Genomic DNA, 21,190 nt, shown 5'->3' with positions numbered 1-21,190 from the left:
TTACTCGGTTCTGCTACAAGCGGTTCTCAGGACCGAGCACGGCCCAGACGGTTTTTCCGGACGAAGTCGGGGCATTGCCCCAAACCCGTGACAGTGCGGCCACGAAGCGCAGACCCGATGGCATCTGCGTCCCGTCGGACGCTTCGGCCAGTTCGGCCAGATGGTGGCTTTCGTCTTCGACGGCCACCGTGACCGTGACGCCGTCGGTCTCCAGCCGGATGATCGGCGCGCTCGCGGTGTGCTGCAGAACATTTTCGACGAGGCTGGTGGCCACGATCTTGGTCACCGGAATCAGTTCGTCCAGCTTCCACGCCGACAGCCAACCCTCAACCAGCTGACGTGAATGTGCCAAGCTGCTGATATCGGCAGGCAAGGCGCCTCGTGCTCGCCGTCGTCCCTGAATGCCGTGATGAGCAGTGCCGAGGGCCGCGTCTTCTGCGGTGGGGTAGACGGGGACGTACCGGGTCACCCCGTTGCGCCTCAGGGCATCACGCACGGCGGGGCTGGCGGACACCAGCACGATGGGTATCTCGGGCCATGTTCCGACATGCCAGCGTGCGCTCGTGAACACCGCCCACGCCGACGTGGCGGGCACGACCAGATCAGTGACGTCGATGATCACGGCGGCGGGTTCTGCAAGGGCGGCCTTGATGACGGTGTCGCGCAACGTCAGATAGCTGGTGCTGTCGAGGAGGCCGCCGGCCATCAACAGCGTCATGTCGCCGATTCTGTCCGCGGTGACCAGCAGTGGTGCCCCGGCGCCGGAAGACATCAGCCCTTCAACTGTCCCGGCGAGTCCCACAGCCGTTCTCCGAGGACGGTCATCGCCCGTTCGGCCTCGTCGGCCACTTTGTTGTATCGATCGAAGAGTGCCCCCGGGCCGACTCTCTGCGCCAGGCGGCGGGACAGGTTCGCCTTCTCCTTCAGGCTGCGAAGGGCCACCCACACCGCTCCCTCGACTTCGTCGTCCCTGGCCTTGAGCAACGCGTCGGCGGTCCAGGCGTGCCCGACGCGGCAGCGATAGCTGGTGTCGCTCAGCGTCATCAGCGACCCGTTGCAATCGGGGCAGGTGTATCCCGACGGCGGGCCCAATGTGTCGCCCTCGATCGATACCTCGAACCGCTTTCCCATGGCGATGCGGTTCTCCAGTTCCATGTTCATGTCGGGGTCCATCGGGCGCTCCTTGATCTCTCGATCGGCCAGGCGCTTCAGGACCGCGCCGACATCGGCCGCCGCGGCCTGCAGATCGGCCACACCCGCGTGGATCGCGTTCTTAGGCATGGTGGGATACAGCGCGTCGTCGGGTTGTTGCACGATCGTCGTTCCTCCTCGGGCTTGGATGGCGCCAAGCCCGGCGACCCCGTCGTCCAGCACACCGGACATCAGGACACCTATCGTCCGGGGACCGAATTCCAGCGCAGCAGAACGGAACAACGCGTTGATTGCCGGTCGGTAGCCGTTCTCAGTCGGCCCCTCCGACAACATCAATCGGCGATCGTGGACCAGCAGGTGGTGGTCGGGGATCGCCACATAGATGCGCCCCGCCGTCAACGGGGCGCCATTCTTCGCGGATTCGGCGGGCAGCGGGCCGCTGCGGTCGACGATTCGCGCCAAGACACTTGGTGCGCTCGCCGGCACGTGCAACACCATCAGCACCGAGAACGCCAGATCTGCGGGCAGCCCAGCGGCCATTCGCGTCAGGGCCTCGACACCACCCGCAGATGCGCCGACCGCGACTACACCCTGTGGTTGAACGTCCGACGGCGATGAGCTCGCCATGCCGAGGGACTACCCACATCAGGCGGTAGTCAGACCTTGGAGATGACCTTTTCTGCGAACTTTTCGACGTGGCGGATCTTTTTGTCCAGCGGCTCGGTGTCCAGACCCATGATGTAGGGGTACCGGAAGCCGACGATGACATCGGTGACGCCTTTGTCTTCGAGGCGTTTGATGCCGTCGAGGGTGTACGCGTCGCCCGAGATGACGTGGATCTCGAAAGGGCCGGTGCGGCCTTCCTCATCGCGAATCTGATTGAGCCGCTTGATCAATCCGTCGAGTTCCTCGGGCGCACCGCCGCCGTGCATCCACCCGTCACATCGGGCCGCCCGCCGCAGCGCCGCCTCTGCGTGACCGCCGACGAGGATCGGGATCGGCTTTGTTGGCGCGGGCGTCATTTTCGTTTTGGGGATGTCGTAGAACTCGCCGTGGAACTCGAAGTATTCGCCGGAGGTGAGCCCCCTGATGATCTCGATGCACTCGTCCATTCGCTTGCCGCGCTTCGCGAATGGGACGCCCATCAGTTCGTAGTCCTCCGGCCATGGGCTGGTGCCGACGCCGAGCCCGAGCCGGTTGTCGAACAGTGCCGCCACGGACCCGGCTTGCTTGGCGACCAGCGCAGGCGGGCGGATCGGCAGCTTGAGCACGAAGAAGTTGAACTTCAGCGTCGTGGTGACCGCGCACAGCGCGCCCGCCATCACGAAGGCCTCGATGAACGACTTGCCGTCGAGGAATTCGCGGCTGCCGTCGGGGGTGTACGGGTATTTCGAGTCCGACTCCAGCGGGTAGGCGACGCTGTCCGGGATCGTCATCGCGTGATACCCCGCGGCCTCGGCCGCCTTGGCCAGCGGGATGTAGTAGGTGGGATCCGTCATCGCCTCGGCGAAAGTAAAGCGCACATCGCCATACTAGAACGTGTTCTAGTTTAACGTTTAGGGATCGTGTCCACGGGAACGTGGATGTCCATGAGCGCGGCCAAAGCACTGTACAAGCCCCTGTCCATCGTCAGTAGCGTCGCAGGAGGGCTGCTGGCGGGCAAGATCTTCACCGAGATCTGGCAGCGGGTCAGCCCGTCCGACGAGGAACCGCCAGAGCCCCAGGACCTGTCACGCTCTACAAAGGAGGCCTTCATCGCCGCGGCTGTGCAGGGGTTGATCGTCGGCGTCGTGCGCGCAGCGCTGGCCCGCGGCCAAGCGAAGGGGTTTCAGGCGCTGACCAACGAGGATCCGCAGTAACGCCAGGCATCATTGCGTAGGTGCGCGCCTGGCTGACCCGCAATGTGCGGGTACTTTCCGCTGTCTCGTTTCTTCAGGACGCGGCGAGCGAACTGCTGTATCCGCTGCTGCCCATTTACCTGACAGCTGTTCTCGGTGCGCCGCCCTCGGTCGTCGGCGCCGTCGAGGGCGCGGCCGAAGGCGCGGCGTCACTGACCAAGCTGGCGGCCGGACCGTTGGGTGACCGGTTTTCGAAGCGGCCGTTGATCGCAACGGGATACGGCATGGCTGCGCTGGGCAAGGTGATGGTGGCCGCGGCCGCAGGATGGCCGGGCGTGCTGGCGGGCCGCGTTGTCGACCGGCTCGGCAAGGGAATTCGCGGCGCGCCACGTGATGCGCTGCTGGTGGTCGACATCGACGACTCCGCGCGGGGACGGGTGTTCGGGTTTCACCGCGCCATGGACACGCTGGGCGCCGTGGTGGGCCCGCTGCTCGGCCTCGCCGGCTACGAGTTGCTCGACCATCAGATTCCACCGCTGCTGTGGGTTGCCGTCGTGCCCGCGGTGTTGAGCGTCGCGCTGGTGTTTCTGGTGCGCGAGACCCGGCAGGTGCTGCCGCGTGCGCAGCGGCGCGCGATGTTCGCCAGGGTGCGGGACCTGCCTCGTCACTATTGGCGGGTGACGGCCGCGCTGGTCGTGTTCGGTCTGGTGAACTTCCCCGACGCGTTGCTTCTGTTGCGGCTCAACGAAATCGGCTTCTCAGTGGTCGAGGTGATCCTGGCCTACGTCACCTACAACGCGGTGTATGCCATCTGCAGTTATCCCGCAGGCCTGCTGGCTGACCGCGTACCACGGCCTGCCGTATTCGGCATCGGGCTGCTGTTCTTCGCGATCGGCTACACCGGGCTGGGGCTGACCACCGACACGGTGGCTGCCTGGCTGTTGATCGGGGTGTACGGACTGTTCACCGGCTGCACGGATGGCGTTGGCAAGGCGTGGATTTCGTCGCTCGTCGGATCGGATCTGCAAGCCAGCGCACAAGGGGTGTTTCAAGGTGCGAGTGGTTTTGCGGTGCTGGGCGCCGGGCTGTGGGCAGGCTTGCTGTGGGGCACCGACGGCCATGTGCCGCTGCTGGTTTCGGGCATTGTCGGTGGCGTGTTCGCGATGGGCTTGCTGGTCGTCGGCCTGCGCGGCTATCGCACGGCTGTCACTTCGAGCGCGAAGGGAGGCGCCCCCACTCCGACGACCGAGTAACCGCCCTGCGGCGTGCGTTCAGTGATGCGGGCAGCAGCGGATCGGTTGCCGATGGTGACGACGGCCGGCTTGGGTAGTTTGTCGGTGCCGTCCAATGGCTCGAGAATCGTTCCTTGCCAATGGTATTGACCATCGATGGGATCGAAGTGCCCGGTCAGCCGGACACGGGCATCACGACCGTCGTCACCGATGTGCACGGTGGCGCGGCCGTCGTACAGCTCGTCTGCGGTGATGCGCGAGCTGAGATCGAATGCGCGCCGGATGTGTTTGGCGACCCGCCGCCATTGGATCCGCCCCGGCCGTTTCTCGGCGAAGTGGCGCTGAGTGCTGTAGCGCACCTCGATGCGGGTGGCTTCGGTGGCGGCCATCACCTGCAAACACTTTGCGATGTAACTCTTTTGCGCGGCGACATCGGAGCCGGTGATGAGAAAGTAGTTCGGCAAGCCGTGCACCGCCACACCGAGATAAAGGTCCAGACCGAGTGAATCGCGGTCGGCGCCGTCCGGCACCGCGCCATCGGTTGCGATCAGCACCCGTGCGCGCGTTCGCTCGCCCTGCAGCGTCCAGGTATGAGTGCTCTCGTCAAAGACCGGACGCAGGCGTGCGATCCGCTCGGCGTTGACGAACGCGACGTCGTCGATCTCACTCACAGAAATTTACTGCGCTTCCACATCCGCCTGGCAATCGGACCCATCAGCCCGACCTCCTCCAGAAATGCTGCCAGCGGGGCGAACCCGAGTATCTGGGTTTGTTGACGGTGTGCGCTCTCACGGGCCATCCGGCGGGCCTCGCGGGCGTCGAGTCCGACGCGGCGGTACTGCACCTTGTTGGTGAACAGGAAGCGGAAGAACAGGCCGCCGACTCCGTTGATGTTGGCGACGAAGAACTTCGGCAGAGCACGCATGTGCGGGACCCGCTTACGCAGGCCGTCGCGGGCGAACTGAATGTGCCGAGCCTCCTCGGTGACGTGAATGCGCATGAGGCGCTGGATCATTGGCTGTAGGTCATCGTCGTCCATCATCTGGCGCTGCAGCGAGTCGAAGATCTCCTCGCCGATCAGCGCGGCCACCCACAGCATCGGGCCCTGGAACGCGAACGGCAACGCGTTGATGATGACGCGCTGGTAGTACCTGGGCCGCACCGGCTTTGCGCCGACCCGGTCGATGGCCTTGCCGAACATCACCATGTGCCGCGTCTCGTCGCCGAGTTCGGTCAGTTCGTAGTGCGTGGCTTTCGCGGTCGGATCCTGGTGCATCATCTTGCGAAGCAGCGCCTGGTTGAGGATGTTTTCGAACCAGATGCCCGCTGACAGCGTGTTGACGAGTTCCTGCCGCGACAACTCGATCTGCTGTGCGCGGGTCATGTTGTCCCACAACGGGGTTCCGTACAGCGAAACGGTCTTCGGCGGCAGGAAGAACTTGTCGGGATCCAGCGGGGCGTCCCAGTCGATGTCGACGATCGGCGCGTAGGACTTCTTGACCGAACCCTTGAGCAGGCGCTCGGAGAACTCCTCGCGACCGGCGGCGGCGTTCGCGCGTACCGAAGCTGTCATCGCTGACATCCCTTCGTTGCTGTCACCTAGAAGTTAGGTACCCGATGCCGAAGATGTCAATACCCCCGGTACCGCATACCTGGGGTAATCGCTGGTCAATGGCATACTCGCTTGCGTGACGCGGCGGATCCATGTGATCGGCATCGGCGCGGGCGATCCGGACTATGTGACGGCGCAGGCGGTCGATGCGCTGAACGACACCCAGGTGTTCTTCGCAATGGACAAGGGATCGGCCAAGGACGACCTGGTCGCGCTGCGACGGCTGATCTGCGAGCGGTTCATCCGCGAACCCGGATACCGGTTCGTCGAGCTGCCCGATCCGCAGCGGGCCAAGTCCGGTGACTACCGGCAGGCCGTCGCGGATTGGCATGCAGCGCGCGCGCAGGTGTGGGCCGATGCGATCTCCTCAGAACTGAAGCCCGGCGACGTCGGCGCGTTTCTGGCGTGGGGCGACCCGTCGCTGTACGACAGCACGCTGCGGATCCTGGACCTCGTCGCCACCCGCGTCGACATCGAGTACGACGTGATACCGGGCGTCACCGCGATCCAGGCGCTGACGGCGCGACACCGCATCCCGCTCAACGACGTCGGGGAGCCGGTGCTCATCACTACCGGTAGGCAGCTGCGAGAGGCCGGCTTGTCCGGCGCCGCGGTAGTGATGCTCGACGGCGATTGCTCGTTTCAGGCCTGCCCGCCGCAGACCCGCATCTGGTGGGGCGCCTACCTGGGCACGCCGGATGAATTGCTGGTGTCCGGGGCCGTCGGCGACGTCGGCGACAAGATCGTGGAGATGCGGGCCGATGCGCGCGCCCGCCACGGCTGGATCATGGACACCTACCTGCTGCGCCCGGCAGACTAGCGGCCATGGGGAGTTTCCTGCTGCGCGCGGCGCTCACCGGGGTCGCGCTGTGGGTGGTCACCCTCATCGTCCCGGGCATCCGCTTCATCGGCGGGGACACCACCCTGACGAGGGTCGGCATCATCTTCGTCGTCGCGGTGATCTTCGGCCTGGTCAACGCGATCATCAAACCGGTCGTCCAACTCATTTCGATCCCGCTGTACATACTCACGCTGGGTCTGATCCACGTTGTCATCAACGCGCTGATGTTGTGGATCACGTCGTGGATCACCGACAACACCACCCACTGGGGGCTGTACATCGACGATTTCTGGTGGACGGCGATCTGGGCGGCGATCGTGCTGTCGATCGTGAGCTGGCTGCTGTCGCTGCTCACTCGCGACGCGGGACGCCGCGCGCGGGATTGATTGGCACACTGGTCCTATGCCGGAACTACCCGAGATCGAGGCGCTGGCCGATCATCTGCGCCGGCACGCCGTCGGGCTGACCGTCGGGCGCGTCGATGTGTCCGCGCTCTCGGTGCTCAAAACGTTCGATCCGCCCATCAACGTGTTGCACGGCCAAACCGTCACCGGGGCCAACCGGTGGGGGAAGTACCTTGGCCTCGAGGTGGGCGAGTTGCATCTGATCACCCACCTGTCGCGGGCGGGTTGGCTGCGCTGGTCGGACAAGCTTGCCGCTGCGCCGCTGAAGCCGGGCAAGGGGCCGATCGCATTGCGTGTTCATCTCGGAACTCCCGGGGAAGCACCGGGATTCGACCTCACCGAGGCGGGCACGCAGAAGCGGTTGGCGGTGTGGCTGGTTGACGATCCGATGAAGGTGCCGCAGATCGCCGGACTCGGGCCCGACGCGCTGTCGCTGGATCCCGAGGGTCTGGCTGGTGTGCTTTCGGGGCAGAGCGGGCGGATCAAGACCGTGATCACCGACCAGAAGGTGATCGCCGGGATCGGCAACGCGTACAGCGACGAGATCCTGCATGTGGCCAAGCTGTCGCCGTTCGCAACGGCGGGCAAGCTGACCGACGCGCAACTCTCTGCCTTGCACGACGCGATGATCAGCGTGTTGACCGATGCGGTTACGCGGTCGGTCGGGCAGCAGGCGGCCACGTTGAAGGGGGAGAAGCGATCGGGCCTGCGGGTGCATGCGCGGACGGGCCTGCCGTGTCCGGTGTGCGGCGACACGGTGCGTGAAGTCTCGTTCGCGGACAAGTCATTTCAGTACTGCCCGACGTGTCAGACCGGCGGCAAGGTGTTGGCCGATCGACGGCTCTCGCGGCTACTCAAATAACCTCGGCGACCATCCGGCGCGCTTCGGCCAGGCGTCCGCGCGCGTCGAGGCGCTCGACCACCGCCAGGTATTGCGGGGCGAGGTCGGCATATCCGGCGGCGTCGCCTTCCGACTTGGAAACCATGAGCCGGCACTTCAGCCGACACAGGTCGATGGCGGCCACGGGAGCGGGTAGCCGCATGTCTGCGACCGCGGTGGCCACGCTGCGCGCCTCAGCGACGTCCGCTGGTGAGCCGCGCTCCAGAAGTAGTTCGATGAGCGTCTCTGCGGTGCGACCGATCATCGGTGGGCTTCCTGCCCCCAGCGGGCTGCGGTAGGCGCGACGTGCAGTGTCGATGGCGTCGTCTTGCGCACCCTTGCGTGCGTAATCCACAGCGAGGTCGGCGGCGACCGAACACCACAGGAATGTCTGAATCCCGTGCCTCTCTATGCCGGCACGGGCTTCCTCGAGCAGGCCGATGGCTTCTGCGCGTGCGGCGGGGTCCGCGCGCAACAGCACCGTGCCGTGCGCCCACAGTGCCGAAACGATGCCGAAGTTGTCGCCGAACGCGCGTGTCTGCAGCAGCGCTTCCCGAGTCTGGGGCATCAGCTCGTCGGCTTCGTCGAGACCCATTGCGACGAACCAGGACCGGCCGGTCAATACCTGTGCGTAGGTCACCGGATGCAGGATTCGCGCCTGCTCGATCGCTTGCCGAAAGTGTCGACGGCCGTTCTCGTAATCACCGGCATAGATCTCGATGGCACCGCGAACGGACAGCGTCTGCGCTTTCGAGATTGCTGCTGACTCACCGGCCAATCCCTTCTGCCGGTCGATTGCGCTGAGGGCAGATGGGAAGTCGCAGGCGAGGAAATGCGCCCATGTGACGCTGTGCAGGATTTCCAGCTTGGTCGGTTCGGGGCAGTCGAGGTGATCGACCATTGCGCCCAGTTCCGACGCCAGCTGCGCTGCATCCGAGAGGCGGTTGTGGTTGGTTGACAGCGATATGATCTGGCCTGCGGTGCCAAGCGCCAGTGAGAGCAAATCCCCTGCCTGGGTGGTCAATTCGCGAAGCTCGCGATAACGGCCGTCGGTGTCCTCCTCGCCGCCGACGAGATGAGCGGTCGATGCCAGCATCGTGCGCGGGGCAATTCGCATGGATGCAACCGACTCTGCGTCGCCGGGAAGTTGATCGGCGAGTTCGCGGGCCTTCATCCAGCTTGCTCGTGCGGCAGGCAAGTCACGGAATCGCAGCCACTCCGCAGCGCGCATATGCCACACGTAGGCGGCGGCAGCTTCGCCTGCCTGCTCGAGGTGAGCGGCGATCAGCGCCGCGTTCTCCGCTGCGCCTGCCGGATTGCGGGCCTCGATCGCCGCAGCAAGGCGTTTGTGTGCCTCGGCCCGCGTTGCGGTCAGCTGGGACTCATACGCGACTGTGCGCACCAGCGGATGGCGGAAGCAATACTGTTGTCGCGGGACGAATTCCGTCTGGTCGACGAGTTCGGCTGATACGAGTTCGGCGAGGTGACGTGGCTCCGCGTCGGTCAGCAGTGCCCGCACACTATCGAGGTCGAACCGGGTACCGATGACCGCCGCGGCGTTCAGAATCGACTTTGCGCTTGGCGGTAACCGATCGATGCGCGCTGCGAGCACGGACTGAACCGTCGCGGGAACAGCGATCTCATCTAGGTCACCGTTCAGCTTGTAATCACCTCGGCTGCCGGTGAGTACGTCACGGCCGGCCAGATCGCGAACGATCTCCTCGGCGAAGAACGGGTTCCCCGCGGCTCGGTCGGCAATGCGTTGTGCAAGCCCAGCGACGCTCGGATGCTGGCCGACCAAACCGGTTATCAGTTCGACCGTGGTCTCATCTGTCAGTGGCTGCAGTGCAACTGTCGTGTCGAAGATCGCTTCCAGCGCGCCGCTGTATTCGGGTCGGTAGGTGACGACGAGAACCGCGGGAGTGGCACGCAATGTGGCGGCGAACTCGGCGAACGTCGCATCGCTGGTGGCGTCGATCCAATGGGCGTCCTCCAGCACGACCAAAGTCCTTGTGCCACGGGCCAGAACGGCGCTGACCATCATGTCGACCAAGCGACGGCGCTGGGCATCGACGCTGACCTCGCCCGCTGCCGTGGCTGGGTCGCCGATACCGAGCAGATCGAACAGGATTCGAGTGTCGTCAGGGTCCGGTGCAACGCGGCCGAGCTGGTCGAGGACATGTCGGCGTGCCGCGTCGCCGCTGAGCTGGTCGATCCTGAACATCGCGCGCAATGTCCGCGACAGTGCGCGGAACGGGACATCGGCGGTGTGCGCCTCGCAGCGCGCCAAAACGACGTCGACATCTCTTGCCGTGGCCCAGCCGCCGAACTCCCGGATCAGCCGGCTCTTGCCAAGACCGGGTGCACCGACGACGCCGACGACAGCTCCATGCTCGACGGCAAAGGTGTGCGCAAGTGCGGTCATGGCCGGCCCGCGGCCCAGCATGGGGCCGTAATCACGCACCGCGACGGTTCGACCGGATTCGACCGCATGCAGCTCTCGCGCGGGCACAGGCTGCGATTCATTTTTGACCTCGACCGTCATGACGGGTCCCAGCCGGGCCGCCTGCTCGACGAGCTGCGCGGTCGACATCGAGCACAGCACCCCGCCCGGTGGTGCGGCGGCCTCCATCCGTTGCGCCATGCCGACGGGATGGCCCACCGCGGTGTACGGGTTTGGGCCAAGCCCGATTTCACCGGTTATCACCTCACCGGAGTTCAGCCCGACACGGAGTTGCATGTCGACGCCGTCGCGCCGATGTAGTTCGGCGGAAAGGCCTTTCGCGACTGACTGGATCTCCAGTGCGGCGAAGCAGGCGCGCAGCGCGTGGTCCTCCAACGCAACGGGGGCGCCGAACAACGCCATCAGACCGTCGCCGGTGAACTTGTCGACCGTGCCGTGGTAACGCTGCACGACGGCTCCCGCGCGGTTCAACAACTCGTGCATCAGTTCCTGAAGCCGTTCGGGATCGAGTGTGGCCGCAAGTTTCATCGAGCCGACCACGTCGGCGAACAACACCGTGACTTGTTTGCGTTCGCCCGCGGCCCGCTCCGCTGAGACCGGGGATCCGCACGAATCACAGAACCGCGCGTTGACGCGGAGTTCGTTCCCGCACGCCGCGCAGCTCACGGTGGCTCCGCCGACCGGAATGTTCATCCGTTGGCCCCCGGGTTCGTCGCGTTACCCGTGATTATGCCGTCCTACCAGCAATGAGCCGCCAACTTCCGTTGGTTACGCTGACCGCGTGACTCGGCAGAAGATCCTCATCACCGGTGCGTCGTCGGGGCTGGGCGCCGGCATGGCCCGCAAGTTCGCCGCGAAGGGACGCGACTTGGCCCTGTGCGCCCGTCGCACCGACCGGCTCGATGCGTTGCGTGCCGAACTGTTGGAGCGCCATCCCGGCATCACGGTCGCGGTCGCCGCGCTGGACGTCAACGACCACGAACAGGTGCCGAAGGTGTTCGCGGAGTTGTCCGATGAACTCGGCGGCATCGACCGCATCATCGTCAATGCCGGAATCGGCAAGGGTGCGCGGCTGGGGTCGGGCAAGCGGTGGGCGAACAAGGCCACCATCGAGACGAATCTCGTTGCGGCGCTTGTCCAGATCGAGACGGCGATCGAGATGTTCACCGCGGCGGGCGGTGGACATCTGGTGCTGATTTCGTCGGTGCTGGCCAACAAGGGCGTGCCGGGCGTGCGCGCGGCGTATGCCGCCAGCAAGGCAGGTGTTTCGTCATTGGGCGAATCGCTGCGCGCTGAATATGCCAAGGGGCCTATCAAAGTCACGGTCATCGAGCCGGGCTACATCGAATCGGAGATGACCGCCAAGGCCGATACGACGTCGATGATGGTCGACAACGAGACCGGTACGAAGGCCATGGTTGACGCGATCGAACGCGAACCGGGCCGCGCCGCCGTCCCGAGCTGGCCGTGGGCGCCGCTGGTGGCCGTGCTGCGTCTGCTGCCCCCACAGATCGCGGCGAAGTTCGCCTAGTCAGGCCCCCGAACTACCGCGAGCGTGACGGAAATGCACGCAAGTTACGGCGTGTTGGCGGGCAGACACGCACGCTCGCGGTTTGTGTGGTTAGGCGCGCTAGGGGTTTAGTAAGTCGGCGGTCGTGGTAGCCGAACCTCATGATCGTGAAACTGACGAAGATGACCCCCATTTTGTTCGCGGGCGTGGCGGCAGCTTCGATCGCCGCAGCGCCGATCGCCATGGCCGAGCCTGCGCCTCCGCCGCCGTGCGTGAACGCCGACGGCACGCCATGTTCGGACGTCGGCAATGTCGGTCCGGGTGGCGCGGAAGTGAACATCCCTTACGGCCCGTCCGGCGAGGCTGACCGCGGCGGCGCCTCCGGTGCGATTCCGTACGGCCCAGGTGGGTCGGCGGACGGCGGTGGCGCTTCGGGTTCGCTGTCGCCCTATGGTCCTGGCGGCTCCGCAGGCCCCGGCGGTGCCAACGGATGCATCCCGAACGTCGGCTGCATCAACATTCCTGCCGGCTAACCAGCTCGCCCGCGCTCGGTGCGGTAGCGGCGCACAAGTGCGTCGGTCGAGGAGTCCGACTGCTCGGCCGGCGACGCGTCGCTGGTGATCACCGGTAGCAGCGCCTTGGCCTGCGTTTTGCCGAGTTCGACGCCCCACTGGTCGAACGAGTCGATGCCCCAGATGACGCCCTCGGTGAAGACCTGATGCTCGTATAACGCGATCAACTGGCCGACCACCGAGGGCGTCAGCTTGGTGCCGAGGATCGATGTCGTGGGCCGGTTGCCCGGCATCACCTTGTGCGGCACCACTTCTGGCGGCGTGCCCTCGGCCGCGATCTCGTCGGCGGTCTTGCCGAACGCCAGCACCTGCGTCTGGGCGAAGAAGTTACTCATAAGCAGGTCGTGCATGCTGCCGGTGCCGTCCGCGGTCGCCAGGTCGTCGGTGGGCTGAGAGAAACCGATGAAGTCGGCAGGGATCAGTCGCGTGCCCTGGTGGATCAGCTGATAGAACGCGTGCTGGCCGTTGGTTCCCGGTTCGCCCCAGAAGATTTCGCCGGTGCTGGTCGACACCGGTGTGCCATCGGCGCGCACCGACTTGCCGTTGGATTCCATCGTCAACTGCTGCAGATAGGCCGCAAATCGCGACAGGTCGTTGGAATACGGCAGCACCGCGCGCGTCTGCGCGTCGAAGAAGTTGTTGTACCACAAGCCGATAAGGCCGAGCAGTGCTGGCGCGTTGGCCTCCAGCGGTGCGGTGCGGAAGTGTTCGTCGACGATGTGGAAGCCGGCCAGGAAGTCGGCGAAGCGCTCACGGCCGATAGCGGCCATCACGCTCAAACCGATTGCGCTGTCGACAGAATACCGGCCGCCGACCCAGTCCCAGAAGCCGAACATGTTGTCCGTGTTGATGCCGAAGTCGTCGACCAGCTTCTTGTTCGTCGACACCGCGACGAAATGCTTTGCCACCGCGGCATCGCCCAACGCTTCGGTCAGCCAGCGCCGCGCTGCCGTCGCGTTGGTCAACGTCTCCAGCGTCGAGAACGTCTTCGACGCGACGATGAAAAGCGTTGTGGCAGGGTCGAGTCCGTCGAGCTTGGCCACCAGGTCTGCGGGGTCGACGTTCGAGACGAACCGCGCCGAGATGCCCGCGTCGGCATAGTGGCGCAACGCGTTGTACACCATCACCGGCCCCAGATCCGAGCCGCCGATGCCGATGTTGACGACGGTCTTGATGCGCTCGCCGGTGGCGCCGGTCCACTCGCCGCTGCGCAACCGGTCGGTGAAGTCGCCCATCTTGTCCAGCACCGCGTGCACGTCATCGACGACGTTCTGCCCGTCGACCACCAATTCGACGCCGACCGGATCGCGCAGCGCCGTGTGCAGCACCGCGCGGTCTTCGGAGGTGTTGATGTGCACGCCGGAGAACATCGCGTCGCGACGCTGTTCGAGCCCGGCGGTGCGGGCCAGGTCGATCAGCATTTTCAGGGTGTCGCGGGTGACGCGGTGCTTGCTGTAGTCGATGTACAGGTCACCGACCGTCAACGTCAGCGCAGTACCGCGCTCGGGGTCGTCGGCAAAGAACTCGCGCAGCGTCTTGGCACCGATTTCGTCGTGGTGACGCTGAAGGGCTTGCCAGGCGGGAGTGGCTGCAATATCTGGGATCTGCTGCGTCTGGGCCGTCATGTTTTCGACCCTAGTGCGGGCGGTTGAACAAAGGTGTAAATGATGGAGGTATGGACACCACCGCTCTGCTGAAGTCAGTACCCACCGGTCTGTGGATCGGCGGTGAGGAACGCGAAGGGAAGTCGACATTCAACGTTCTCGACCCGTCCGATGACGAGGTCCTGATCGCGGTCGCCGACGGCACGCCTGACGACGCGATCGCCGCACTCGACGCCGCCTGCGCCGTGCAGGAGGACTGGGCGGCCACCGCGCCCCGCGAGCGCGGCGAGATCCTGCGTGCGGTCTTCGAGAAGATCACCGAGAAGGCCGAAGATCTCGCCACCCTGATGACGCTGGAAATGGGCAAGGTGTTGCCCGAGAGCATGGGCGAGGTCAAGTACGGCTCGGAGTTCTTCCGCTGGTTCGCCGAAGAGGCCGTCCGCATCGGCGGCCGCTACACCCCGAAGCCGGCGGGCGACGGCCGCATCATCGTCACCAAGGACCCGGTCGGGCCGTGCTACGCGATCACCCCGTGGAACTTCCCGCTGGCGATGGGCACCCGCAAGATCGGGCCGGCCGTCGCGGCCGGTTGCACGATGATCGTCAAGCCGGCTCAGGAGACCCCGCTGACCATGCTGCTGCTGGCCAAGCTGATGGAAGAGGCCGGCCTGCCCAAGGGCGTGCTGTCGGTGATCCCGACCAGCAAGCCGGGCGATGTGACCACCGCGCTGATCGACGACGGGCGGCTGCGCAAGCTGACGTTCACCGGCTCCACCGGCGTCGGCAAGGCGCTGGCCAAACAGGGCAGCGACAAGCTGCTGCGGCTGTCGATGGAACTCGGCGGCAACGCCCCGTTCGTGGTGTTCGACGACGCCGACGTGGACGCCGCCGTCGACGGCGCGATCCTGGCCAAGATGCGCAACGGCGGCGAGGCCTGCACCGCGGCCAACCGCTTCCACGTCGCCAACGCGGTGCGCGAGGAGTTCACCGAGAAGCTGGTCAAGCGGATGAGCGAGTTCACCCTCGGCAAGGGCACCGATGAGTCTGCGACGCTGGGTCCGCTGATCAACGCCAAGCAGGTCGCCACCGTCGAAGACCTGGTGTCCGATGCCGTCTCGCGCGGCGCGACCGTCGCGGTCGGTGGCGTCGCCCCGGGCGGCCCCGGCAATTTCTACCCGGCCACAGTGCTGGCCGACGTCCCGGCCGACGCCCGCATTCTCAAGGAGGAGGTGTTCGGGCCCGTCGCGCCGATCACCGGCTTCGACTCCGAGGAGGAGGGCATCGCGGCGGCCAACGACACCGAATACGGGTTGGCGGCCTACATCTACACGCAGTCGCTGGATCGTGCGCTGCGGGTGGCCGAGAGCATCGACGCAGGCATGGTCGGCGTGAACCGCGGCGTGATCTCCGACCCGGCGGCCCCGTTCGGCGGCGTCAAGCAGTCCGGCTTCGGCCGCGAGGGCGGCACCGAGGGCATCGAGGAATACCTCGAGACCAAGTACATCGCGCTGACGAACTAGCCAAACTCCCGCGAGCAGTCGTAAAAGTCCCCTGCACCTCGGCGTGTCGGGGACTTTTGCGTCTGCTCGCGCGGGAAAGATTCCGGCAGTGACAGCGGATCGCGGCCACTCGATTCCCGCACTGGACGGCATCCGTGCGGTCGCTGTCGCGCTCGTCCTCGCCGAGCACGGCGGGCTGCCCGGCGTCTCCGGCGGATTCCTCGGGGTCGACGTTTTCTTCGTGCTCAGCGGATTCCTGATCACCTCGCTGCTGCTCGACGAGTTCCGCACCAAGGGCCGAATCCGGCTGCGCGACTTCTGGATTCGTCGCGCACGACGACTATTGCCTGCGTTGCTCGCGATGGTGCTCGCGGTGGTGGCCGTGCGGAAGCTGTTCCCGACCGAGGCCACGGCCTCGCTGCGCGATGATGCCGTCGCCTCCTTCTTCTGGATGTCGAACTGGGCGTTCGTCGCGCAGAAGACCGACTACTTCTCCCAAGGTGCCCCGCCGTCGCCGCTGCAACACACGTGGTCGCTCGGCGTCGAGGAGCAGTACTACCTGATCTGGCCGCTGCTGGTGCTCGGCGTCGCGGCGCTGTGCTGGCGGCGACTCCGACTGGCCGTCTTCGTGCTGGCAGTCGCGGGCGTCGTCGCGTCGGCGACCGCAGCCATCTTGATGGCGCCCGAGGTCAACCGGGTGTACTTCGGCACCGACACCCGCATACAGGCGCTGTTGATCGGTGCCGCGGCGGCTGCCCTGCTGGTACGCGACTGGACGGTGCTGACGTCGGGCGGGACGCTGATCCGCACCCAATACCGGCGCTGGGCCGCGACGGCGTTGTCGGTTGTCGGGCTGGCAGGTCTGGCCGTGCTCGCGCACTACGCGACGGGCAGTGCCCGCGACTTCCGCTACGGACTGCTGATTGCGGTGGCCCTGTCCGCCGTGCTCGTCGTCGCGCCCGTGGCGATGGACCAGACCTCACCCGTCGCGCGGGCGCTGGCATGGCGGCCGCTGGTGTGGCTCGGCGCGATCTCCTACGGCGTCTACCTCTGGCACTGGCCGATCTTCCTGGCGCTCAACGGCGAACGCACCGGGTGGTCGGGTTGGCCGCTGTTCGCGCTGCGGTGCGCGGCGACGGTTGCGGTGGCCACGGCGTCGTGGTGGTTGCTCGAACAGCCGATCCGACGGTGGCGGCCGGTGATCGTCCCGATGCTGCCGTTGGCGGGCGCGACGGCGGCGACGGCGGCCGTCATCACCATGACGGTGGTGCCCATCGAACCGAAACCGGCCGACCCGGCAGCCAGCAGCATCGACTCGGCTGCGCTGGTCTCACCGGAGCGGCCAGTGGAGGTGAAGTCGCCGTCGGGCCAGCTAGCGCCGGGAACCAAGAGGGTCGCGGTGTTCGGCGACTCGGTCGCGTGGACGCTGATGCGGTATCTGCCGCCGACGCCGGGGCTGAGCTTCACCAACTACACGACGATCGGCTGTGGGGTGGCCCGCGGCGGGCCATACCGGTATGCGGGCGAGACGCTGAATCAGAAGCCGGAATGCGACGACTGGCCGGCACGGTGGTCGCAGCGGATCAACCACGACCGACCGGACGTCGTGCTGCTGATCATCGGCCGCTGGGAAGTGGTGGATCGGGTGAACGAGGGGCACTGGACGCACATCGGCGACGACGCGTACGACGCGTATCTGCACGGGGAGCTGACGCGGGCCCTCGACATTCTGACCTCGACGGGTGCGCACGTGGTGGTGACGACCGAGCCGTACAACCGCCGCGGTGAGCGGGCCGACGGCAGCCTGTATCCCGAGGATCAGCCCACCCGGGCCGACCGCTGGAACACCTTGTTGCGCAACGTGATCGGTAAGCGACCGAACGTCACCGTGCTCGACCTCAACAAGAAGTTGGGCCCGGACGGCTACTACACCAACAAGGTCGACGGCATCAAGATGCGCATCGACGGCGTGCATCCGACGCCGGAGGCGGTCAAGTGGTTGACGCCGTGGTTGGCCGACGCACTGAAACGCTGAAGCGCTAGTGGCCGAGCCGGCCGCGGCCCATGCGCAGCAGCAGCATCGCCAGGTCCTTGCCGTCGGGGCCGAGCTCGCTGTAGCGCTCGATGACCTTCATCTCGCGGCTGTGCACCAGCCGGGTGCCGCCTGAGGCCATCCGGGCCTTGCCGATCAGCTTGGACACCTCGGTGCGCCGCTTGACGGCCGCCAGGATCGCCGAGTCGAGCTCGTCGATCTCGCGGCGCAGGTCATCAATCTCAGCCACGGGTTCCATTTCGATAGTCATTTCGGGCTCCTCGTTGTGTAAGGGTTCTTGGTCTCATCCGGTTTCGGGCCTCACACAAGAGACGAGCCCCGGATCCGGAAGCGGACCGCGGGGCTCTTGGAAGCAGCTAGACCACGGGCACCGCTGGCCGGTACCCGTAAAAAAATCGTCCTTGCTGCATGAGCACGTATTGAGTGTGCCATTTGAGGCCGTGGCAGCGCAAAGAGTGTCGTCTGGCAGCGGTAAGTTGGGGCAGACATGAGTTTGCACGTGACCGACCTGAATTCCGACTCCGAAGCCCTGCTGGACGGCCTCAACCCGCAACAGCGCGAAGCCGTGCTGCACGAAGGCACGCCGCTGCTGATCGTCGCAGGCGCCGGCTCCGGCAAGACCGCGGTGCTGACCCGGCGGATCGCCTACCTGCTGGCGGCCCGTGAGGTCGGCGTCGGTCAGGTGCTGGCCATCACGTTCACCAACAAGGCCGCCGCCGAGATGCGCGAACGGGTGGTCCAACTGGTCGGGCCACGGGCGCGGGCCATGTGGGTGTCGACGTTCCACTCGACCTGTGTGCGGATCCTGCGTAACCAGGCCTCCCTGATCAAGGGGCTGAACTCCAACTTCTCGATCTACGACGCCGACGACTCGCGACGGCTGCTGCTGATGATCGGCAAGGACATGGGGCTGGACACCAAGCGGTACTCGCCGCGGCTGCTGGCCAACGGGATCTCCAACCTGAAGAACGAGCTGATCGGCCCCGAGCAGGCGGCCTACGACGCGTCGAATGCGATGGAGGATCTGCCGCGGATCATCGCCGAGGTCTTCGCGGAATACCAGCGCCGGCTGCGGGCGGCCAACGCGCTGGACTTCGACGACCTGATCGGCGAGACAGTCGCTGTGCTACAGGCATTTCCACAGATTGCGCAGTACTACCGCAGACGGTTCCGGCACATCCTGGTCGACGAGTATCAGGACACCAACCACGCGCAGTACGTGTTGGTGCGTGAGCTGGTCGGCCGCGAAACCGAGGACGGGGTCGCCCCCGCTGAGCTGTGTGTGGTCGGCGACGCCGACCAGTCGATCTACGCGTTCCGCGGCGCCACCATCCGCAACATCGAGGACTTCGAACGCGACTTCCCCAATGCCACAACGATTCTGCTCGAGCAGAACTACCGCTCGACGCAGAACATCCTGAACGCGGCCAACTCGGTGATCTCGCGCAACGCCGGTCGGCGGGAGAAGCGGCTGTGGACCGACGCGGGGGAAGGCGAGCTCATCGTCGGCTACGTCGCCGACAACGAGCACGACGAGGCGCGCTTCGTCGCCGAGGAGATCGACGCGCTCGCCGACAAGGGTGAGTTCACCTACAACGACGTGGCGGTGTTCTACCGCACCAACAACTCGTCGCGCGCGCTGGAAGAAGTGTTCATCCGCGCCGGCATCCCGTACAAAGTCGTTGGGGGCGTTCGCTTTTACGAGCGCAGGGAAATCCGCGACATCGTCGCGTATCTGCGGGTGCTCGACAATCCCGGTGACTCGGTGAGCATGCGCCGCATTCTGAACACGCCGCGGCGCGGGATCGGCGACCGCGCCGAGGCGTGTGTGGCGGTGTACGCCGAGAACACCGGGTTGAGCTTCAACGACGCGCTGCAGGCGGCCGCCGAGGGCAAGGTGCCGATGCTGAACACCCGCTCCGAGAAGTGCATCGCGAGTTTCGTTGAGCTGCTTGACGATCTGCGCGGCAAGCTGGACGACGAGCTCGGCAACGTCGTCGAAGCCGTCCTCGACCGCACCGGCTACCGGACCGAGCTGGAATCCTCCAGTGATCCCCAGGACCTCGCGCGACTGGACAACCTCAACGAATTAGTCAGCGTCGCACACGAATTCAGCACCGACCTGGCAAACGCGCAGGCGACGGGTGAAGTGGCGCCCGAGGACGAGGACATCCCCGACACCGGCGTGCTCGCCCAGTTCCTGGAGCGGGTGTCGTTGGTGGCCGACGCCGACGAACTGCCTGAGCACGGCGCAGGCGTGGTGACGATGATGACCCTGCACACCGCGAAGGGGCTGGAGTTCCCGGTGGTGTTCGTGACGGGCTGGGAGGACGGCATGTTCCCGCACATGCGGGCACTCGGTGATCCGACCGAACTGTCCGAGGAGCGGCGGCTGGCCTACGTCGGCATCACCAGGGCGCGGCAGCGGCTGTACCTCAGCCGCGCCAGAGTCCGCTCGTCCTGGGGGCAGCCGATGCTCAACCCGGAATCCAGGTTCCTCAAGGAGATCCCGCAGGAGCTCATCGACTGGCGCCGTGTGGAGCCCCCACCGTCGCTTTCGGCGCCCGTCAGCGGTGCCGGCAGATTCGGGACTCCGCGTCCGGCACCGGCGCGCTCAGCGGTAGGTAAGCGCCCGCTGCTGGTGCTTGCACCGGGCGATCGCGTCACCCACGACAAGTACGGGCTCGGCCGCGTCGAGGAGGTGTCCGGCGTCGGTGAGTCGGCGATGTCGCTGATCGACTTCGGCAGCGCCGGGCGGGTCAAGCTGATGCACAACCACGCGCCGGTCGCCAAGCTTTAAGGCCCGGTTTCGTCTGCTCGCAGCGACACTGAACTAACCTCTCGGTTCGCGAGATCGCAGTCGTTGTGCGTTCCACTCGAACTTTCCCACGGTAACTGCGATTTCGTGGAGTCGAAGCCCTGGCGTCGCTAGGGCCTAACCCGACCCGCCGCTGCGGGCCCAGCGACGCGTAGCGGGCAGCAGCGCCAGCAGGATGCTGGCCAGGGGCAGCAGCGGGATGCCGTAGACCACCGGCGAGAGCTTGGCCCCCGCGACGAACAAGCCCGCGAAGATCAGCAGCGCCACGACGGCACCGACCACTATCAGCAGCCTGCTCAGCTGGCGCCGCAGCAGTAGCGCGATCAGCCCGGTGATGAGCGCCGCCGCCGACACCGCGGTGAGGAAGCCGATCGCCACACAGAACAGCCGGTCCGACCGCCACCAGCCGGTGATCAGGTCGACGGCGATCACAGCGGTGGCCCAGCCGGTCAGGATGGCAGCGATCACCGTCGCGATGGCTGTGTTCGGCTTGGCCTGCTTGTGCCGTGGCGTGCCGATCGCCGCAGGCCTGGCGCGCGGCACATAGGTCGTCGGCGGGTCGCCTAACGCGGGGAATTCGCCGGTCGGATGACGCTGGATGATGCTGGTCTGCGGCTCAGACTCGGCGGGTATCGGTGACGACGGCGTGCCACCGTTGCGTCGGATGCGTGGCTTATCGAGTGGGGAAGATTCGGACGGGCCGTCGCTCAC

The 21,190-nt window shown here is 66.0% G+C and carries 18 protein-coding genes and 2 pseudogenes; 11 read left to right on the top strand and 9 right to left on the bottom strand.

Annotated elements, in window-relative coordinates; genetic code table 11:
* Window positions 1-13 precede the first annotated feature (13 nt).
* From GGC64_RS34435 to GGC64_RS34425, 3 genes are read right to left on the bottom strand one after another with little or no spacing between them, the layout of a single operon-like run.
* A complete protein-coding gene (locus GGC64_RS34435; RefSeq protein WP_192727115.1) occupies window positions 14-772 on the bottom strand; it encodes an STAS domain-containing protein in 759 nt (252 codons plus the stop codon).
* Window positions 772-1,779, bottom strand: coding sequence for a chemotaxis protein CheB (locus GGC64_RS34430; protein ID WP_192727114.1), 1,008 nt, complete (start codon window positions 1,777-1,779; stop codon window positions 772-774). The genes GGC64_RS34435 and GGC64_RS34430 overlap by 1 nt, the downstream gene beginning before the upstream one ends.
* A 29-nt stretch (window positions 1,780-1,808) precedes the next feature.
* On the bottom strand, window positions 1,809-2,675 hold the full coding sequence (locus tag GGC64_RS34425; protein ID WP_192727113.1) for a TIGR03619 family F420-dependent LLM class oxidoreductase: 867 nt from the start codon (window positions 2,673-2,675) through the stop codon (window positions 1,809-1,811).
* Between the two features lie 66 nt (window positions 2,676-2,741).
* Here GGC64_RS34425 and GGC64_RS34420 point away from each other — a divergent pair, with 66 nt between their 5' ends.
* Together GGC64_RS34420 and GGC64_RS34415 are read left to right on the top strand one after the other, a co-directional pair.
* A complete protein-coding gene (locus tag GGC64_RS34420) occupies window positions 2,742-3,011 on the top strand; it encodes a DUF4235 domain-containing protein (RefSeq protein ID WP_192727112.1) in 270 nt (89 codons plus the stop codon).
* Window positions 3,012-3,031: 20 nt separating this feature from the next.
* A complete protein-coding gene (locus GGC64_RS34415) occupies window positions 3,032-4,243 on the top strand; it encodes an MFS transporter (protein ID WP_192727111.1) in 1,212 nt (403 codons plus the stop codon).
* Here the strand turns inward: GGC64_RS34415 and GGC64_RS35435 are convergent.
* Both GGC64_RS35435 and GGC64_RS34405 read right to left on the bottom strand, forming a co-directional pair.
* Window positions 4,183-4,893 (bottom strand): DUF4873 domain-containing protein, encoded by a 711-nt coding sequence (locus tag GGC64_RS35435; RefSeq protein WP_192727110.1) that lies wholly within the window; start codon window positions 4,891-4,893, stop codon window positions 4,183-4,185. The genes GGC64_RS34415 and GGC64_RS35435 overlap by 61 nt on opposite strands.
* Window positions 4,890-5,795, bottom strand: a complete 906-nt coding sequence (locus tag GGC64_RS34405) for a diiron oxygenase (protein ID WP_192727109.1) — start codon at window positions 5,793-5,795, stop codon at window positions 4,890-4,892. Before GGC64_RS34405 ends, GGC64_RS35435 begins: the two co-directional genes overlap by 4 nt.
* Before the next feature lie 115 nt (window positions 5,796-5,910).
* Between GGC64_RS34405 and cobF the strand changes: the two genes are divergently transcribed.
* The 4 genes and pseudogenes from cobF to GGC64_RS34970 all read left to right on the top strand — a co-directional run bounded on the left by cobF (window position 5,911) and on the right by GGC64_RS34970 (window position 7,941).
* Window positions 5,911-6,654: a precorrin-6A synthase (deacetylating) gene (gene cobF / locus GGC64_RS34400; protein ID WP_192727108.1), complete on the top strand. Its 744-nt coding sequence runs from the start codon at window positions 5,911-5,913 to the stop codon at window positions 6,652-6,654.
* Window positions 6,655-6,659: 5 nt separating this feature from the next.
* A complete protein-coding gene (locus GGC64_RS34395; protein WP_192727107.1) occupies window positions 6,660-7,061 on the top strand; it encodes a phage holin family protein in 402 nt (133 codons plus the stop codon).
* Between the two features lie 16 nt (window positions 7,062-7,077).
* Window positions 7,078-7,320 (top strand): annotated as a pseudogene (locus GGC64_RS34975) (DNA-formamidopyrimidine glycosylase family protein); the annotation flags it as partial.
* Between the two features lie 147 nt (window positions 7,321-7,467).
* The gene (locus GGC64_RS34970) at window positions 7,468-7,941 is read left to right on the top strand and encodes a zinc finger domain-containing protein (protein ID WP_225952912.1); all 474 of its coding nucleotides are present in this window, start codon (window positions 7,468-7,470) and stop codon (window positions 7,939-7,941) included.
* Here the strand turns inward: GGC64_RS34970 and GGC64_RS34385 are convergent.
* Window positions 7,934-11,116, bottom strand: a complete 3,183-nt coding sequence (locus tag GGC64_RS34385; RefSeq protein WP_192727105.1) for an adenylate/guanylate cyclase domain-containing protein — start codon at window positions 11,114-11,116, stop codon at window positions 7,934-7,936. The two genes, GGC64_RS34970 and GGC64_RS34385, sit on opposite strands and share 8 nt — an antisense overlap.
* 88 nt (window positions 11,117-11,204) lie before the next feature.
* Here GGC64_RS34385 and GGC64_RS34380 point away from each other — a divergent pair, with 88 nt between their 5' ends.
* Together GGC64_RS34380 and GGC64_RS34375 are read left to right on the top strand one after the other, a co-directional pair.
* Window positions 11,205-11,954 carry an SDR family oxidoreductase gene (locus GGC64_RS34380; RefSeq protein WP_192727104.1) on the top strand — a complete coding sequence of 250 codons (750 nt, stop codon included), beginning with the start codon at window positions 11,205-11,207 and terminating at the stop codon, window positions 11,952-11,954.
* A gap of 140 nt (window positions 11,955-12,094) precedes the next feature.
* A complete protein-coding gene (locus tag GGC64_RS34375) occupies window positions 12,095-12,466 on the top strand; it encodes a hypothetical protein (RefSeq protein ID WP_192727103.1) in 372 nt (123 codons plus the stop codon).
* Here GGC64_RS34375 and pgi read toward each other — a convergent pair.
* The gene (gene pgi / locus GGC64_RS34370) at window positions 12,463-14,130 is read right to left on the bottom strand and encodes a glucose-6-phosphate isomerase (protein WP_192727102.1); all 1,668 of its coding nucleotides are present in this window, start codon (window positions 14,128-14,130) and stop codon (window positions 12,463-12,465) included. The two genes, GGC64_RS34375 and pgi, sit on opposite strands and share 4 nt — an antisense overlap.
* A 50-nt stretch (window positions 14,131-14,180) precedes the next feature.
* Here pgi and GGC64_RS34365 point away from each other — a divergent pair, with 50 nt between their 5' ends.
* Both GGC64_RS34365 and GGC64_RS34360 read left to right on the top strand, forming a co-directional pair.
* Entirely contained in the window at window positions 14,181-15,629 is a 1,449-nt protein-coding gene (locus GGC64_RS34365; protein WP_192727101.1) for an NAD-dependent succinate-semialdehyde dehydrogenase, read from the top strand.
* Window positions 15,630-15,717: 88 nt separating this feature from the next.
* Window positions 15,718-17,643, top strand: a complete 1,926-nt coding sequence (locus GGC64_RS34360) for an acyltransferase family protein (RefSeq protein ID WP_192727100.1) — start codon at window positions 15,718-15,720, stop codon at window positions 17,641-17,643.
* Between the two features lie 4 nt (window positions 17,644-17,647).
* Here the strand turns inward: GGC64_RS34360 and GGC64_RS34355 are convergent.
* Window positions 17,648-17,938, bottom strand: a pseudogene (locus GGC64_RS34355) (chorismate mutase); the annotation flags it as partial.
* 210 nt (window positions 17,939-18,148) lie between these two features.
* Between GGC64_RS34355 and pcrA the strand changes: the two are divergent.
* Complete coding sequence (pcrA, locus tag GGC64_RS34350; RefSeq protein ID WP_192727098.1) at window positions 18,149-20,461, top strand: DNA helicase PcrA; 2,313 nt, start codon at window positions 18,149-18,151, stop codon at window positions 20,459-20,461.
* A 135-nt stretch (window positions 20,462-20,596) separates the two neighbouring features.
* Here pcrA and GGC64_RS34345 read toward each other — a convergent pair whose 3' ends face one another.
* A complete protein-coding gene (locus tag GGC64_RS34345) occupies window positions 20,597-21,190 on the bottom strand; it encodes a hypothetical protein (RefSeq protein WP_370582492.1) in 594 nt (197 codons plus the stop codon).

The organism is Mycobacterium sp. OAS707, assembly GCF_014873705.1.
Classification (GTDB): domain Bacteria; phylum Actinomycetota; class Actinomycetes; order Mycobacteriales; family Mycobacteriaceae; genus Mycobacterium.
This window is presented reverse-complemented; position numbering and strand designations above follow the sequence as displayed.